The 14,680-nt window shown below is 68.7% G+C and carries 17 protein-coding genes; 5 read left to right on the top strand and 12 right to left on the bottom strand.

What is annotated here, in order from left to right; translation table 11 throughout:
• Window positions 1-4: 4 nt before the first annotated feature.
• Together BWO91_RS01545 and BWO91_RS01540 are read right to left on the bottom strand one after the other, a co-directional pair.
• Complete coding sequence (locus tag BWO91_RS01545; protein ID WP_079000764.1) at window positions 5-685, bottom strand: DedA family protein; 681 nt, start codon at window positions 683-685, stop codon at window positions 5-7.
• A 113-nt stretch (window positions 686-798) separates the two neighbouring features.
• The gene (locus BWO91_RS01540) at window positions 799-2,118 is read right to left on the bottom strand and encodes an ammonium transporter (RefSeq protein WP_079000762.1); all 1,320 of its coding nucleotides are present in this window, start codon (window positions 2,116-2,118) and stop codon (window positions 799-801) included.
• A gap of 163 nt (window positions 2,119-2,281) precedes the next feature.
• Between BWO91_RS01540 and BWO91_RS01535 the strand changes: the two genes are divergently transcribed.
• Window positions 2,282-2,746 (top strand): type II toxin-antitoxin system Phd/YefM family antitoxin, encoded by a 465-nt coding sequence (locus BWO91_RS01535; protein WP_064295825.1) that lies wholly within the window; start codon window positions 2,282-2,284, stop codon window positions 2,744-2,746.
• 2 nt (window positions 2,747-2,748) lie between these two features.
• Window positions 2,749-3,099, top strand: coding sequence for a hypothetical protein (locus BWO91_RS01530; RefSeq protein ID WP_079000749.1), 351 nt, complete (start codon window positions 2,749-2,751; stop codon window positions 3,097-3,099).
• A gap of 4 nt (window positions 3,100-3,103) precedes the next feature.
• Here BWO91_RS01530 and BWO91_RS01525 read toward each other — a convergent pair whose 3' ends face one another.
• The 5 genes from BWO91_RS01525 to BWO91_RS01505 form a co-directional block, all read right to left on the bottom strand.
• The gene (locus BWO91_RS01525; protein WP_071261395.1) at window positions 3,104-3,841 is read right to left on the bottom strand and encodes a TetR/AcrR family transcriptional regulator; all 738 of its coding nucleotides are present in this window, start codon (window positions 3,839-3,841) and stop codon (window positions 3,104-3,106) included.
• A gap of 58 nt (window positions 3,842-3,899) precedes the next feature.
• A complete protein-coding gene (locus tag BWO91_RS01520; protein ID WP_167620419.1) occupies window positions 3,900-4,898 on the bottom strand; it encodes an alpha/beta fold hydrolase in 999 nt (332 codons plus the stop codon).
• Between the two features lie 5 nt (window positions 4,899-4,903).
• Window positions 4,904-6,265 carry a type III glutamate--ammonia ligase gene (gene glnT, locus BWO91_RS01515; protein ID WP_079000747.1) on the bottom strand — a complete coding sequence of 454 codons (1,362 nt, stop codon included), beginning with the start codon at window positions 6,263-6,265 and terminating at the stop codon, window positions 4,904-4,906.
• Between the two features lie 191 nt (window positions 6,266-6,456).
• Window positions 6,457-7,503, bottom strand: coding sequence for an NAD(P)-dependent alcohol dehydrogenase (locus BWO91_RS01510; RefSeq protein WP_079000745.1), 1,047 nt, complete (start codon window positions 7,501-7,503; stop codon window positions 6,457-6,459).
• 161 nt (window positions 7,504-7,664) lie between these two features.
• A complete protein-coding gene (locus BWO91_RS01505) occupies window positions 7,665-8,033 on the bottom strand; it encodes a VOC family protein (RefSeq protein WP_079003789.1) in 369 nt (122 codons plus the stop codon).
• Window positions 8,034-8,097: 64 nt separating this feature from the next.
• Here BWO91_RS01505 and BWO91_RS01500 point away from each other — a divergent pair, with 64 nt between their 5' ends.
• Window positions 8,098-8,544 carry a MarR family winged helix-turn-helix transcriptional regulator gene (locus tag BWO91_RS01500; RefSeq protein WP_079000743.1) on the top strand — a complete coding sequence of 149 codons (447 nt, stop codon included), beginning with the start codon at window positions 8,098-8,100 and terminating at the stop codon, window positions 8,542-8,544.
• An 8-nt stretch (window positions 8,545-8,552) separates the two neighbouring features.
• Here the strand turns inward: BWO91_RS01500 and BWO91_RS01495 are convergent, their stop codons facing one another.
• Window positions 8,553-9,683, bottom strand: coding sequence for an epoxide hydrolase family protein (locus BWO91_RS01495; protein WP_079000741.1), 1,131 nt, complete (start codon window positions 9,681-9,683; stop codon window positions 8,553-8,555).
• 108 nt (window positions 9,684-9,791) lie between these two features.
• On the opposite strand from BWO91_RS01495, the gene BWO91_RS01490 reads away from it, so the two are divergent.
• A complete protein-coding gene (locus BWO91_RS01490) occupies window positions 9,792-10,373 on the top strand; it encodes a helix-turn-helix domain-containing protein (RefSeq protein ID WP_153303344.1) in 582 nt (193 codons plus the stop codon).
• Window positions 10,374-10,774: 401 nt separating this feature from the next.
• Here the strand turns inward: BWO91_RS01490 and BWO91_RS20135 are convergent, their stop codons facing one another.
• The 4 genes from BWO91_RS20135 to BWO91_RS01475 all read right to left on the bottom strand — a co-directional run bounded on the left by BWO91_RS20135 (window position 10,775) and on the right by BWO91_RS01475 (window position 13,349).
• Window positions 10,775-11,044 (bottom strand): GNAT family N-acetyltransferase, encoded by a 270-nt coding sequence (locus tag BWO91_RS20135; protein WP_346425826.1) that lies wholly within the window; start codon window positions 11,042-11,044, stop codon window positions 10,775-10,777.
• On the bottom strand, window positions 11,044-11,172 hold the full coding sequence (locus tag BWO91_RS20385) for a hypothetical protein (RefSeq protein WP_276207405.1): 129 nt from the start codon (window positions 11,170-11,172) through the stop codon (window positions 11,044-11,046). Before BWO91_RS20385 ends, BWO91_RS20135 begins: the two co-directional genes overlap by 1 nt.
• Window positions 11,173-11,198: 26 nt before the next feature.
• A complete protein-coding gene (locus tag BWO91_RS01480) occupies window positions 11,199-12,476 on the bottom strand; it encodes an alpha/beta fold hydrolase (RefSeq protein WP_079000737.1) in 1,278 nt (425 codons plus the stop codon).
• A gap of 357 nt (window positions 12,477-12,833) precedes the next feature.
• Window positions 12,834-13,349, bottom strand: a complete 516-nt coding sequence (locus BWO91_RS01475) for a MarR family winged helix-turn-helix transcriptional regulator (protein ID WP_079000735.1) — start codon at window positions 13,347-13,349, stop codon at window positions 12,834-12,836.
• 92 nt (window positions 13,350-13,441) lie between these two features.
• On the opposite strand from BWO91_RS01475, the gene BWO91_RS01470 reads away from it, so the two are divergent.
• Window positions 13,442-14,674: an FAD-dependent monooxygenase gene (locus tag BWO91_RS01470; RefSeq protein WP_079000733.1), complete on the top strand. Its 1,233-nt coding sequence runs from the start codon at window positions 13,442-13,444 to the stop codon at window positions 14,672-14,674.
• Window positions 14,675-14,680 lie beyond the last annotated feature (6 nt).

Below are 14,680 nucleotides of genomic sequence, written 5' to 3'. Positions count from 1 at the left end.
AGGGTCATTGTCCCATCAGCGCCAGGGCCGGCGGGTGTTCCTCGGTGTCCGACCGCGCTGGCGTCCCGTCGCTGGCCGCCTCGGACCGCTCGCGGCGACGACGACGGACGGCTGCGACCCGGTCGACGACCAGACCGAGGACGAGCGCGACGCCCACACCGAGCACGGAACTGAGGAACGGCTGGTCCTCGAAGAGCTTGCCGGCGACGACGCCGATGATCGCGCTGTAGGCGGCCCAGGTCACTCCCCCGATGACACTGAGCGGCAGGAACCGTCGCCACGGGTATCGGAGGGCACCGGCGGACATGTTGACGACGACGCGGCCGACCGGGATGTACCGCGCGCCGAGGATCAGCGGGGCGCCTCGACGCCCGAGCGTCCGCCCTGCCCGATCGAAAGCCGCCGCGATCCGGGCACGCCGCATCCACGCGAAGCGCGTCGTGCCGACCCCGCGGCCGATGAGGTAGGCGATGTTGTCGCCGATCGCCGCGCCCACGGCCGCGACGGCGCAGAGGAGCAGGAGGTTCGATCCGCCGGTCGAGACCGCGACGGCCGCCGCGGCGACGAGCACCGTCTCGCTCGGGATCGGCGGGAAGAACCCGTCGATGACGGCGGTCGCGAACATCACCACGTACAGCCACGGTGAGGTCACTGCGTTGAGGATGAGCTCGTTGATGACGTCCATGCTCCGACGCTACGAAGCGGACGGCGCCGCAGCATCACCCTGGGGTATCGCGGACCCCCTACCCCGGTGGTGTTCTGCGGCGCCGTCAGTGCCGTTCCCCCTCGGTGCCGGTCCTAGTCGACGACGGCCGGGACCGTCGGTTCGGCGTGCCCACGCGGGGCGAGCGCTTCGTGCGTGCTGATCTCGTAGGCGTTCTCGGCGTGGAGGACGACGTCGAGGCCCTGCGCCTCCGTCTCGGCCGGGACACGGATGCCCATCGTCTTGTCGAGCACCTTCGCGAGCACCCAGGTGATGGAGAAGGTGTAGACGAAGACGGCGACGATCGCGAGCGCCTGCTTGCCCAGGAGCAGGAAGCCACCGCCCGCGAGGAGCCCCTCTCCACCGCTCGGCGCGAGCGGCACGGCGAGGACACCGATGAGGAGGCCGCCGACGACACCGCCGACGAAGTGCAGCGCGGTGACGTCGAGGGCGTCGTCGAAGCCGAGGCGGACCTTGAGACTGACCGCGAAGTAGCAGACGACCGCCGCGGCGGCACCGATCGCGAGGGAGCCGAGCGGGGTGACCGCACCGCAGGAGGGCGTGATGGCGACGAGTGCGGCGATCGCGCCCGAGCAGGCACCGAGGGTGGTGGGGTGACCGTCGCGCAGCTTCTCGACGACGAGCCAGACGATGACGCCCGCGCAGGTCGCGGCGACGGTGTTGAACACGGCGACGGCGGCGTTGTTGTCGGCGGCACCGAGGGCGCTGCCGTCGAAGCCGATCCAGCCGACGAAGAGCAGGCCGGCGCCGAGGAGCGTGAGCGGGAGGCTGTGCGCCTTGGGCTGCGACGGGAAGCCGTTCCGCTTGCCCAGGACGATGGCGAGGGCGAGCGCGGCGACCCCGGAGTTGACGTGGATCGCGGTGCTGCCGGCGTAGTCGATCGAGCCGATCGTGTTGGCCAGCCACCCGCCCTGCACGCTGCCGTCAGCGGAGTCGAAGGCGAAGACCCAGTGCGCGACCGGGAAGTAGACGAGCGTCGACCAGACACCGGCGAAGACCATCCACGCGCTGAACTTCATCCGCCCGGCGGCCGCTCCGGCGACGATGCCGATCGTGAGACCGGCGAACATCAGGTGGAGTGCGGCGAGCGCCAGCGGCGGCAGCGCGCTCCCCTCAGGGGCGACGAGCAACTGACCGAGGCCCGGGTACTCGGTGGGGTCGCCGACGAGCCCGAGGCCGCCGAGGCTGTCGCCGAAGACCATCGAGTAGCCGAACGCGACCCAGAGGATCCCGACGAGACAGAACGACGCGAAGATCATCATCATCATGTTCATGGTGATGCGACGACTGACCATGCCGCCATAGAACATCGCCAGGCCGGGCAGCATGAGCGCCACGGCCACCACCGCCGTCAGGAGCCATGCCGTGTTGCCCGCGATTGCAGCCGTGTCCATCCGGACCTCCAGGGTTCGCGCGGGATCCAAAACGGACGACCGCATTTTCAATAGGTCATCCAATTGTCGTGACGGTCGGTTTCAATGCAGTATCGAATCCGTTTCGTGTTCGTTACGTCGCGTCTCCATAGACTTCCGAACACATTCCGAATACCATGAGTGGATGAGCGCTTCGACCTACCTCCCGACACTCAGCCGCCGTTCTTCCGATCTGAGCAAGCACTCGGCCGAGGTCTTCGCCGAGGCCGACGATCACCCAGTCACGGTGACCCGACGTGACGGCGAGCCACTGGTCCTCATGTCACAGCGTGAGGCCGAAGCCCGCGCGCACCTCCTGGACTTCGCTGCACAGCTCATCACCGTGACCCTCGACGACACCGGCACACTCGCTGAGCGGATGTCCCGGGCGTTCCCCTGGATGCTCGCGCTCTCGAACGCGGACCGGGCTACGTGCGCGCAAGACCTGGTCGACGCAGCCCGCGCGTCGATCGCGACCGATCAGCCGCACCTGGCGATCACCCGGCTGACCTCCTGGAAGGAGACGGCCACGGCCTTGGCTGCGGGCCTCGGCGCGGTCGATCTCGTGTGGCTCGAGACTGACGAGGTCGGGCCGGTGGAGCGCCCCTGACCGTGGCGGCATCCAAGAGAGGAGCGCTGGTTCCGCGCCCGCCGAAGAAGATCCAGTACGAGATACGCTTCGCGACCGCCGAGGCCAGCCGCGGGTGGCAAGACCTCGTCGCCACCATTCGGAACTCCATGGCCGACACCTGGGACTTCCTCACCTCGACACCGTTGGACACCACGCTCACGAATTACCGACTCATGGGCGATCTCGGCGTCATCACCCGAGCTGGGCAGACGCACGAACGCTGGCAGCACAAGCCGACCGCGAAGGGGACGGCGCGTATCTGGTACTACGTCGACGGATGCACCGTCTATCTGGAGCAGGTGCACACGAGCCACCCGAACGAGACGAAGTAGCAGCTCACTCCCCGGCGAGGTCGAGGTGGAGCGCAGCCCGCTCGACGTCGGCGAGCGCTGCGCGGTCGACCAACAGGCTGTGGAGGGTGGCGGAGGCGGTGCGCCGCGCGAAGGCCCTGATGCGGTCCGCCTCGCTCGCACCCTCGGCGGCCTCGACCGGCGGGTACTGGGCGGCGATGTCGCCGGAGCCATAGCGGAAGGCCTTCTGCATGCCCTCGTTGGCGTGGAGCGCGGCGGCCGCAGCCCACTCCGGCGTCTCGCTTCCTCCGAGCACGAGGGTACCCTGCTCGACGCCGTCTCGGATGAGTCCGGCGATGAACGTGAACAGCGTGCGGTAGTCGTCCCAGAACGACGCGAGGTCGTCGGGATGCTCCGCCGCGAGCCGCTCGATCTCGTTGTAGTCGAAGGGCGCCTCGCAGATCGCGACACCGTCCTCGTAGAGGACGCGGTAGAGCTTCGCGGGGACGTCGGCCTCGATCGGACCGAGGGCCTCCGCGGCGCCGACCGACTGGCGGTTCGAGGCGGCGGTCGCCCGCAGCACCTCGCGCTTGTTCGCGAACCAGTAGTAGAGCGAGGACTGCTTCATCCCGCACGCCTCGGCCAGCATCGTCATGCTCGTGCGCTCGTACCCGCGCTCCGCGAACAGTCTGGTCGCGACCTGGATGATCTCCTCACGAGGATCCTCGGCGGCGACCCCGCTGGCGCGGGGACGACCGGGCGATGCTCCTGTGCGGCCGGCCATCGATCACCACTCCCTGCTCGCGGACACCTCCGCCAATCCTACGGGCGGGCACAGCGCCTCAGCCCTCGGCCAGCAGCTCCCGCATGGCCGCCTCGATCACGGCCGTCTCGGCGGCACGCACGCCAGGCCGCCCAGCCACGTGTCCGAGGTCGGACTCGATCACCCGCACCTCGCTCCGACGCATCATCGCCGACTCCAGGACGTTGTCCTCGACGGTGAAGTAGAGGTCGGTCGACGACGGCATGACGATGCTCCGCGCGCGCACTCGCCCGAGCGCCGCAGCCAACCCGCCCTCGACCCCCTGCCCGGGATCCGCCCGCTGCCAGGTGCGCAGCATCGCGAGCAGGTCGTTCGCGTCCCACCGCTCGTGGTCGGCCGCCCAGTCCTCGAGGAGGTCTGCGACGTCGGTGTACCCGAGCTCGCGGTAGGTGCCATCCCGGAAGAACGCCTGCGAGTAGGCCCACCCCGCATAGACCGTCCCGAATGCGCGGAGTCCGGCCCGTGGCGGTGTCGTGTAGCGGCCGCCGTCGAAGGCCGGATCCGCCCGGAGCGCCGCCTCGACGCCCGCCAGGAAGACGGCGTTGTGGGGCGAACACCGCGCGGCACCGGCGACCGGGAGGAACGCGTCGACGAACTCCGGATACCGCACCGCCCACTCGTAGGCCTGCAGCGCGCTCATCGACCAGCCGGCGATCAACCGCCAGCGGCGGACACCGAGGTGGTCGGCGAGCTGCCGTTGCGCACGGACGTCGTCACCGATCGAGACCTCGGGGAACGCGGCACCGCGCACCTCCTCAGCCGCGTTCGACGGCGACGTCGAGACGCCGTTGCCGAACAGGTTCACCGAGACGATGAACCAGCGGGCCGGGTCGAGCGCGCGGCCCGGCCCGATCCACGGCTCGTAGCTCTCGTGCGTCCCGGTGTAGTAGCTCGGGAGCAGGACGGCGTTGTCACCGTCGGCGTTCAGCGCGCCCTGCGTCGTGTACGCGAGCCGCGCCTCCGGGAGGTCCGCGCCGGACTCCAGCGCGAACCTCCCGAGGTCGAGGACTTGGTGCATCGTGATCAGAAGAACTTCAGGTAGCGGGCGGTCTCCCAGTCCGAGACGTGTGCCTGGTACTCGTTCCACTCCTGGCGCTTGTAGTCGATGAACGCGTCGTACATGGCCTCGCCGAAGACGGCACGCGACAGCGAGTCGGTGGCGAACTCGTCGACCGCCTCACCGAGGCTCCGTGGCAGCATGCCGATGCCGAGCTGCGCGACCTGCGCCTCGGTGTAGTCGTACATGTTCTCGGTGTGCGGGGCTCCCGGGTCGAGGTCCTCGCGGATACCTTCGAGGCCTGCGGCGAGGATGAGCGCCGCCCCGAGGTACGGGTTACAGCTGATGTCCGCAGCCCGGCACTCCACGCGCCCGCCCTGGAGCGGCACGCGCAGCATGTTCGTCCGGTTGTTGTTGCCGTAGCTCACGAAGACCGGAGCCCAGGTGGAACCCGACATGCTCCCCTGACGCACGAGCCGCTTGTAACTGTTGACCGTCGGCGCGATGACCGCCGAGAGCGCGGGCGCGTGCTTGAGGACACCGGCGATGAACTTGTAGCCGAGCTCCGAGATGCCGCAACCACGTGGGTCGTCGTCGGTCTCGAACAGGTTCTCGCCGGTCTCGATGTCGGCGAGCGACATGTTGAAGTGCGCACCCGACCCGCTTCGGTCGGCGAAGGGCTTCGGCATGAAGGTCGCGAAGTAACCGTGCTTGCGGACGATCTCGTTGGCCATGAGCCGGAAGAAGACGGCGCGGTCGGCCATGGTGAGGGCGTCGGAGTAGTTGAAGTCGATCTCGAACTGCCCCGGGGCGTCCTCGTGGTCGAACGAGTACACGCCCCAGCCCATCTCGGTCATCGCCTCGACCAGCTCGGTGAGCCAATCGAGGTTGTCGAGCGCCGCGGTCGCCGTGTAGCAGGGCTTCGCGAGGTCGTCGCGGTCGCTGACCTCGGTCACACCCTCCGGGGTGTCCTTGAGGACGAAGAACTCGGTCTCGATCCCGAGGTTGAAGGTGTAGCCCATCTCGGCAGCCGCATCGAGCTGGCGCTTGAGGATGTTGCGCGACGCCGCCTCGAACGGCTCGCCCTTCGTGTAGAGGTCGCTCGCGAAGAAGGCGACGTCCTTCCGCCACGGCAACTGCACGGCGCTGTCGAGGTCGGGACGGGCGGAGAGCTCCTCGTCACTGATCGCCTGCGGGAGGCCGTCGAGCGCGGCCCCCGTGAAGAGCTCCGATCCCCCGGCCATGCGCTCGAGGTGGGACAGCGGGACGAACTTGGTCTTGATGCTGCCGTGCATGTCCACGAAGCTCGCCATCGCGTACTTGACGCCGGCCTCCTGCAGGCGGGCGCGGACGGACTCCACGGTGGTAACGGTCTCGACGACGGTCATGGGATGCTCCTCCGGTTGCGTCGCCACCCTCGCAGCGACTCATTTCGATACTGTATTGAAAGTATGCGCGGATGGAGTTTCGATGCAGTGTCGAAAGTGTTTCGAGGGTGTGAACGCTGTGCCGAGGTGCACTGGAACACAGAACCGGCGCCCGCCGCGAGTGCGACGGACGCCGGTTCCGAGCGTCGTGATTACGGGACGATGACCGCACGCCCGCGGATCGTTCCCGCGTGCAGGTCCTCGTAGGCCTTCGGGGCGTCGGCGAGCGAGTACGGCTGCACCTCGACGTCGACCTTGCCCGCCTTCGCGAGCTCGAAGACTTCGATGAGCTCGCTCCGCGAACCCCAGTACGGCACGCGCACGGCGGCGTCGTAGGCGATCGACCCGAAGCCGACGGTCGCCGAACCGCCGCCGATGCCCACGATCGTCACGTCGGCCTCCATGGCGGCGACCGCGGTGGCCGTGGCGATGGTCGGGCCTGCGCCGACGAAGTCGAACACGGCGTCGACCCCGATGCCGCCGGTCAGCTCGCGGATCTTGCCTGCAGCCGATTCGTCGCTGATGAGCGTGACGTCGGCACCGACGTGCTTGGCCAGCTCGAGCTTCTCGTCGCTCACGTCGAGGACGATGACCGTCGCACCGGAGAGCGCCTTGAGCATCTGGATGCCGACGTGACCGAGGCCACCGGATCCGATGACGACGGCGAAAGTGCCGGCACCGAGCTTCGGCAGGCTGCGCTTGATCGCGTGGTACGGCGTGAGGCCCGCGTCGGTGAGCGACACGTTCTTCACGGGGTCGAGGTCGCCGATCGGCACCAGGTGACGCACGTCGTCGACGATCATGTACTCGGCCATCGAGCCCTGGCTGCCGAGCCCGGGAGGACGGATCCCCTCGGCGACGGCGTTCGTGCAGTAGTTCTCCTTGCCCTGCGAACAGTTCAGGCAGTGGCCGCAGCCCCACGGCCCGTAGACGGCGACCGCGTCACCGATCTGCAGGCCCGTCTCGACACCCTCACCGAACGACTCGATGACACCGGCACCCTCGTGTCCGAGCGTGAGCGGCAGCGGGTACTGCTGCGCGAGGTAGTCCTCCTCGGGGAGGCTCATGACGTAGTCGTCGGAGTGGCAGACACCGGCGGCGGTGACCTTCAGCAGGATCTCACCCGGCCCCGGTGTCGGCTTCTCGATCTCGACGACCTCGGGGGCCGAGCCGATCTTCGTGTACCGCAGTGCCTTCATGGTGAGACATCCTCCTCGAGCGTCGGAACCGCACGCCGCAGTCGCTCACTAAGCGACGTGTGTCAGATAAGTCTGACCGTTCCAGTATGCGCCTCGATCCGTCGGCCGGCACCCCGTTGACAGCGCCGAATGACGAGCCGACGGCAGGCCCCCGAGCGAGCTCAGGCGCGGTCATGGAGGGTCAGCTGGTAGCCGTCCGGGTCGGCGAAGGTGAAGGTGCGACCGAACGGGCCGTCGATCGGCGCCGAGACGATCGTGTGCCCGTCGGCGACGAGGGCGTCGTGGATCTCCTGGACGTCCGTGGCGTGCAGCCAGATCGCCGCGCCGATCCCAGGCTGGGGCGCGGAGGCGAGATCGGTTCCGGGGACGATGTCGCGCAGGGCGAAGGCGGTCGGCGTCGTCTCGAAGACGACCGCGTGCGGCGGGCCGGCCTGCGAGCGGACGAGGCCGAGGTACTGCTCGTAGAAGGCCTGCGAGGCGTCGAGGTCGGCGACTTGGAGGGAGATGAAGTCCGGTCCGGTAACGGGCATGATGTGCATCCAATCGTATTGTGTCAGTTATCTGACACGCATCACTCTATGTCAGAATACTGACATGGGTCAAGATCGGATCGAACTGGACACGTCGCTCGGCTACCTCCTGAAGGAGGCGGCGAGCGCGCTCCGCTCGGCGATGGAGGCGGTCTTGCGGCCACTCGGCATGACGATCACGCACTACTCCTGCCTCGAACTCCTCGCCCAGCGACCTGGGCTGTCGAACTCCGAGCTCGCCCGCGGGGCCTTCGTGACCCGCCAGTCGATGAACGTCCTCTTGCAGGCCCTCGAGCGCGACGGCTTCGTCAGCCGCCCCGAACAGGCCCCCGTCGGCAAGGCGCTACCGACGCGACTCACCCCGCTCGGCCGCGAGCAGCTCGCGCAGGCGTCCGCCGCCGTGCGATCGGTCGAAGTCCGGATGCTGAGTGGCATGACCCCCGATCAGCAGCGGGAGGCGCTCGTCGTCCTGCGCACCATGATCCGATCACTTCGCGACGACGAGGACTGAGGAGCCGATCAGTCGGTGACGGGAAGCGTCTCGACGAAGGCCTGGATCCGGTCCGCCACAGCGACCGGCACCTGCCAGGCCGTGAAGTGCGCCCCGCGATCCAGTTCCGTCCAGCTCCGGATGTCGCTGTACGCCCGCGCCGCGTAGGAGCGCGGGAGTCCGCGTTCGCCCGTCTGCACGGCGACGGCCACGGGCACCTCGATCAGCGGGAGTTCGGGCTGCTTCGGGTGGTCGCGATACGGCCGGAACGAGGATCCGATGCTCTGCGTGAACCAGTACAGCGAGACCGTGGTCAGCAGCTCGTCGTCGGTCCACCAGGTGCCGTCGCCCGCCCACGCGAGCAGCTTCTCCGCGATCCATGCGGCGAGGCCCACCGGTGAGTCATTCAGGGCCGTCGCGAGGATCTCGGGCCTGGTGGCCTGCACCCGGGCGTAGGCGAGACCACGAGCCCACTCCTGGTCGTGTCGATCGAGCCAGCCCTGCTCCTCGGCGGTGAGGTCGCGGGCTCGGGACGCCGCCGGGAAGGCGGCGTGGGTCGCGAACTGGCCGATCACCGATTCGGGATACAGCGCCGCGAGCCAGTCGCTCGTCGTCGAACCGACGTCCTCGCCGTAGGTGAGGTAGCTCACGTGCCCCAAGACCTCGGTCATGAGCGCGTGCATCAGTTCGGCGACCACCGGACCGGTGAACGGCCGGTCCAAGAGCGGCGCCGAGAACCCGTACCCGGGCAGGGAGGGGACGACGACCTCGAAGCCGAGTGTCCGGCCGCCCCCGAGGTCGACCGTGCGTCCTGCGAGTTCCCTCGCCAGCGGCAGCATCTCGACGAAGGAGTACGGCCAACCGTGGAACGCGATCACCGTGACCGTCACCGTGACGCCGCCCGGTGCCGGTAGCCGCGCGACATGCAGCCGCTGCCCGTCGACCTCCACCTCGAACTGCGGCACCTCCTGGAGCTCGCGTTCTACGCGCCGCCAGTCGAAGCCGTCCCGCCAGTGGGCGACGAGTGCCCGCAACCGGTCGAGCGAGAGGGCGCTCTCCTCGGCCGCATCACCGATCGCGGCGGGGAGGCGAACCGTGTCGAGTCGCCGCCGCAGGTCCTCGAGGTCGGCATCGGGCACCTGGATCCGGAACGAACGCATGCGCTCGACGCTAGAGCAGAGGTCCGACAGGGAGGAACCATTCGCAGCGCAGGCGATTGATCAGCATGCCCTGATAGGATTTAGCTGTAGCTAACGATAGGGGAGTCGGTGAGTACGCTGATTCGGGACACGATGAGCGCTGCGGGGACGAGCGGGGCCGAACTGGCTCGGCGCCTGCACGTCACCCCTGGGGCGATCTCACAGCTCCTGAGGTCTGAGGAGGACGCGACGATCAAGCTCGCGTCGCTCGAGCGGGCACTGCGCGCCCTGGGCAAGGACATCGTCATCGATGCGGTCGACTCGTCATCACCCGCCGCTCGGTTCTCGCCCGCCGGCGTCGCGAAGGCCATGAGCGACGCACTCATCGAGGGAGATCGCACGTTTGCCCTCCGTCTGCTGACGCAAGCGGTGCAGAAGGTCACGGTCGAGCCAGGCCTTGCGGCTGACCCGCTGTTCGGCAGGCCTCCACAGGAACTCCCGGACACCGGATGGGACACCCTGTTCAGAGCCCATTACGGCCGAGCACTGCCTGATGCGCTCACTTCACGATGGCCCGAGCCGACGCCGCTGCCCGAGCCATGGTTCGTCTCCCAGTTCGACAGCCTGCGGGAGCGTGCGCGCACCCGCTCGCCGGAGCACTTGCGGCGCCTCAACATCTTCATCGACGAACAGAGCCTGAGCCGCGCGTGAGCCATGAACGGCAGTTGGATCCAGGTTTCATCCGCCAGCTGATGCGGGAGCTCGAGGGCGCTTTGACCGAGCGGACGTATGTACGTGGTCGGAGGGGCGGCACTGGCTTTGCAGTACCCGGACGATCACGACATACGTGTGACGACCGATGTCGACGCGGTCTTCTGGCCGGACACTGAAGTACGGGAAGAAGCAGCGAGGCTGGCGGAGCGTTATTCGCTTTCGCCGACATGGTTGAACTCGAATGCGAGGCCGTTCATCCCCGACGGCCGAGGAGTCGTCAGAGCACACGCTGAAGGCTTCGTCGTCGCTCTTGCAGATCCGAAGGTGCTCGTCTCGATGAAGCTCATGACCGCGGCAACACGTGCGGCAGGCAGATCGACGCCGCCAGACCGGACCTCCTAACGAATCGGAAGAAGCAGATCGCCGTCAGGCACCGGGTCCGTCGCCAGGCGGGCGTGCAGCTCGACATCGAAACGATCGGCGCCGTACGCGAGCTTCTGCCGTTCGATGCCCTCAGGGAGGAAGCCGGCCCGCGTCGCGACCCCACAGGACGCAGGGTTGTTCACCCGATGACCCAGTTCCAAGCGGAACAGCCCCTCGCGGAATGCGTGATCGGCGACCGTCCTGACCGCTCGCGTCGCGAGACCGCCGCCGCGCGCGCTCGTGATCAGCCAGTAGGACAGCCACCCGGTGGCGTGCCGCCGAATTGCGGAGCCAGGTCGACGTTCTCGACGGAGGCGACTTGGAGGGACTGCGCGTCGTCGGCGTCCCACAGACGCAAGAACGTGTCGACCATGCGTCCAGTCTGGCAGCCGCTGCGCTTCAACCCAGTGTGCGCATCCAGACCCGGAGGTCGGCGAGGGCCGTGAGGGCGACAGTGGCGTGATCGGCGTCGGGGTAGACGCGTGAGGTCACCGAGGCGCCGGCCTGTTCCTGCGCAGCGACGTAGGCGGCGGTCACGGCGGGCCGGATGAGCGTGTCCTTCGATCCCTGCGCGACGAACAGCGGCACGGTGATCCGCTCGGTGGGCGTGTTCTCCCGCAGGAGGTCACTCCACACGGGGGCCGTCGCCGGGTCCTCGGTCAGGAACGAGCCGATCATCGGGTCGGCGATGTCGTGCAGCTGCTGGTTCTCGCCGTGGAGACACAGCTTCGCCATAGCGGGCACGGCCGCCACTCCGGCCGGAGAGAGGATGGTGCTGAGCGGCTCCGCAGGGAGTCGGTCTGCATAGGCCTCGGCGTAGGCGTTGAAGGCGTAAGCCCCGATCGTGACACCGGAGACGTCGCGGATGTCGTCCTCGAGGAGCGCCGCCAGGTCGCTCGCCGGAGCCGCGACCGCGACGCCCCGCACGTCGAGGTCCGGCGCATAGGTGGCGGCACGCTGCGCCGCGAACAGGGCGGCGTGTCCACCCTGCGAGTGCCCCCACAGCACGACGCGGTCGCTCGCGTCGATGCCCTCGACGTGCTGCGCGGCACGGGCGATGTCGAGGACGTTCGCCGCCTCGGTCGCGCCGATGAGGAACGACGCCGGGCCGGGGATCCCCATACCCGCGTAGTCGGTGGCGACGACGACGTTGCCGTCCGCGAGGAGGTCGGTGAGCCCCTCGATGAGCGCGAACGGCGCGATACCGCTCGACGGCGCACAGTGCGGTGCGGTGCCGGTCGTCGGGTGCGCCCAGGACACGACCGTTCGGCTCCCGGCCGCCGACGGTCCGCTCGGTGCGACGATCAGGCCGGAGACGAGGATGTCGGCGCCGTCGACATCGGTCGAGTGGTAGACGACCCGCAGCGCCGTGGCACCGTCCGGCGCGCCGACGACGGGCTCACTCCGCACGATCGTCCCCGGCGTCGCGGAGGTCGACGCCGGTGTGGGCGTAGCCGACCCGTAGAAGCCCTCCACCGAGGACTCGACCGCCGCCCCCTCCCCCACGCGGACGCCGAAGTCGAGCAGCCGCGCGACGGCAGGTGCCGCCACGATGAACGCCACCAACGCGGCGACGCCGATGATCCGTCCGACCACCCGACGACGGGAGGTGGGCACGTGCTCAGCCGGTGCGCCGTCGTACGCAGTGCCGATCCCGGAGTCACGTCGCGCCGCCATGATCGACACGGTAGACCGCGGATCGCTTGGCCGCTACACCGAAAGTGGACTGATGACACCGCCCGGCCTGGCGCGTACCATCGTCCACACCGGGTCTTCCCTCCCCGGTCGTGGCCCAGACCCCGCCGCCGCTTGAGCCGGCACCCGAATGTCTGGATCGCCGCGGCGGGGCTGGGACCATGCATCGGAGCTCTCATAGCCATCTTCCGAACAAGCCGCGCATTCCGTCGGGAGAGCGGGGTGAAGCGCGTAACATCGTCACTACCGGGCTCCCTCGCCCGGGTGTGGCCCAGACCCCGCCGCCGCTTGAGCCGGCACTCGGGTGCCTGGACCGCGGCGGCGGGGCTGGGTCTGCGGTCAAGCAGATGCAGCGGCAGCTTTCGAGCGCTCCGCCAAGCGGCCGTTCGCGGCCGTCGCAGCCGAGGTCATGCGCGTCAGGAAGGCGATGACGACTCTCGCCTCCTCAGGCGCGGTCTCGTGCAGGGTGCGCGCGATCTCCGCGCCGGAGAACGCGAGGAACCGATCGCTCGCGCGACGCGCCCCCTCCGTCGGACGCAGACCGACCCGGCGCCGATCGACCGTGTCACGATGACGGGTCACATGCCCGGCGGCCTCCAGCCTGTCGATCAGCACGGAAGTGGCCCCCGACGTGAGGCCGAGGTGGCGCGACAACACCGCCGGTGACATCGGCTCCCCAGCCTGCTCCGCCCAGACGATCCGTCCGAGCGCGTTCGCATCCGACACAGGCAGATGCATCCACGTCGACAGATGGCGATTGAGCTCGTCGAAGGCGACGGCCCAATCCCGCAACCCCTGCATCATGGCCACCTCGCGGTCGGCCCACGCCCCGTCCACGGGGTCGATGTCATCCATACATTTACCTTTACTGTGTAGTATCTTGACTGTAAAGCAATCACGTCGACCGGTCGAACAGCGATCGGTCACACACGACAGAGAGATCAGCGATGACCGTACCGCATGCAATCATCTCGGGGGCCAGCATCGCGGGGCTCTCGGCCGCCTGGTGGCTCCACCGGACCGGCTGGGCCGTGACCGTCGTCGAGCGCGCGCCCTCCTTCCGCGACGGCGGGCAGAACGTGGATGTCCGCGGTGTCGCTCGGGACGTCCTGGACCGTATGGGCCTCATGGACGCGGTGAAGGCCGCCAACACCACCGAGACGGGAGCAGTGCTCGTCGACCGGAACGGGAAAGTCACCGCAGAGCTGCCCTCCGACGGGGTCGACGGCGCGACAGCCGAACTCGAGGTGCTGCGCGGCGACCTTGCGCGCACCATCCTCGACTCCTTGCCGACCGGAGTGGAGTTCTGCTTCGGCGAGTCCATCGAGCATCTGGACGGTGTCGACGCGGACACGGTGCTAGGCCGGCTCACGGCGACCACCACCACGGGACGAGTGCTGGACGCAGACCTGCTCGTCATCGCCGAAGGGGTCCGATCGCGCACTCGCGACCGTCTCTTCTCCAAGCCGGGGGAAGTGGACGCCCGGGACCTCGGCGTGACGATGGCATTCGGCACGATCCCGCGCACCCCTTCCGACGACGACCGATGGCGCTGGTACAACGCGATCGGCGGCCGTCAGGTGCACCTGCGACCCGACCCGTACGGCACGACTCGCGCGATCCTCGCGTACGCCGGCCGAGACGATCTGGCCGGCCTCGAGCGGGGCGCCGTGCAGGCGCGTCTCCGCGAGCGATACGCGGACGCAGGCTGGCAGTCCGAACGCGTCCTGGACGGGTTCGCCTCGTCCGAGGACGTCTACGTCGACGAGCTGACGCAGATCCGGATGCCCAGCTGGCACCGAGGTCGCGTCTGCGTCATCGGAGACGCCGCCTGGTGCGTCACTCCGATGGGCGGTGGTGGCGCCTCCCTGGCGGTGACGAGCGGATACGTCCTCGCGGCGTCGCTGTCGAAGGTCGGCGGGCCGACTGACCCGCTCGATCGCCGCGACCTGAACACGGCACTCGCCGCGTTCGACGAGTGGATGCGCCCCTTGGTCGACCAGATCCAGAACATCCCCAAAGGCATCGTCAACTTCGCCTACCCGCAGACCCGTCTGGGACTGACAGTGCGGCGTGTCGCCGACCGTGTCCTGACGTCCGCCTTGCTGAGGCCACTCACGGCCAAGCTCACGCGCATCGCCGACAGCGACCGGGCGTTGCCGGCGATCGCCGAACGATGAGCGGCC

This window comes from Plantibacter flavus (assembly GCF_002024505.1).
Taxonomy (GTDB): Bacteria; Actinomycetota; Actinomycetes; order Actinomycetales; family Microbacteriaceae; genus Plantibacter; species Plantibacter flavus_A.
Note: the sequence above shows the minus strand (reverse complement) of the source record. Positions and strands in the feature narration are given on the sequence as shown.

Coding starts and splice junctions, on each gene's coding strand:
- BWO91_RS01545 (WP_079000764.1), bottom strand. CDS start 685: ATGGACGTCATCAACGAGCTCATCCTCAACGCAGTGACCTCACCGTGG.
- BWO91_RS01540 (WP_079000762.1), bottom strand. CDS start 2,118: ATGGACACGGCTGCAATCGCGGGCAACACGGCATGGCTCCTGACGGCG.
- BWO91_RS01535 (WP_064295825.1), top strand. CDS start 2,282: ATGAGCGCTTCGACCTACCTCCCGACACTCAGCCGCCGTTCTTCCGAT.
- BWO91_RS01525 (WP_071261395.1), bottom strand. CDS start 3,841: ATGGCCGGCCGCACAGGAGCATCGCCCGGTCGTCCCCGCGCCAGCGGG.
- BWO91_RS01520 (WP_167620419.1), bottom strand. CDS start 4,898: ATGCACCAAGTCCTCGACCTCGGGAGGTTCGCGCTGGAGTCCGGCGCG.
- glnT (WP_079000747.1), bottom strand. CDS start 6,265: ATGACCGTCGTCGAGACCGTTACCACCGTGGAGTCCGTCCGCGCCCGC.
- BWO91_RS01510 (WP_079000745.1), bottom strand. CDS start 7,503: ATGAAGGCACTGCGGTACACGAAGATCGGCTCGGCCCCCGAGGTCGTC.
- BWO91_RS01505 (WP_079003789.1), bottom strand. CDS start 8,033: ATGCCCGTTACCGGACCGGACTTCATCTCCCTCCAAGTCGCCGACCTC.
- BWO91_RS01500 (WP_079000743.1), top strand. CDS start 8,098: ATGGGTCAAGATCGGATCGAACTGGACACGTCGCTCGGCTACCTCCTG.
- BWO91_RS01495 (WP_079000741.1), bottom strand. CDS start 9,683: ATGCGTTCGTTCCGGATCCAGGTGCCCGATGCCGACCTCGAGGACCTG.
- BWO91_RS20385 (WP_276207405.1), bottom strand. CDS start 11,172: ATGGTCGACACGTTCTTGCGTCTGTGGGACGCCGACGACGCGCAGTCC.
- BWO91_RS01480 (WP_079000737.1), bottom strand. CDS start 12,476: ATGGCGGCGCGACGTGACTCCGGGATCGGCACTGCGTACGACGGCGCA.
- BWO91_RS01475 (WP_079000735.1), bottom strand. CDS start 13,349: ATGGATGACATCGACCCCGTGGACGGGGCGTGGGCCGACCGCGAGGTG.
- BWO91_RS01470 (WP_079000733.1), top strand. CDS start 13,442: ATGACCGTACCGCATGCAATCATCTCGGGGGCCAGCATCGCGGGGCTC.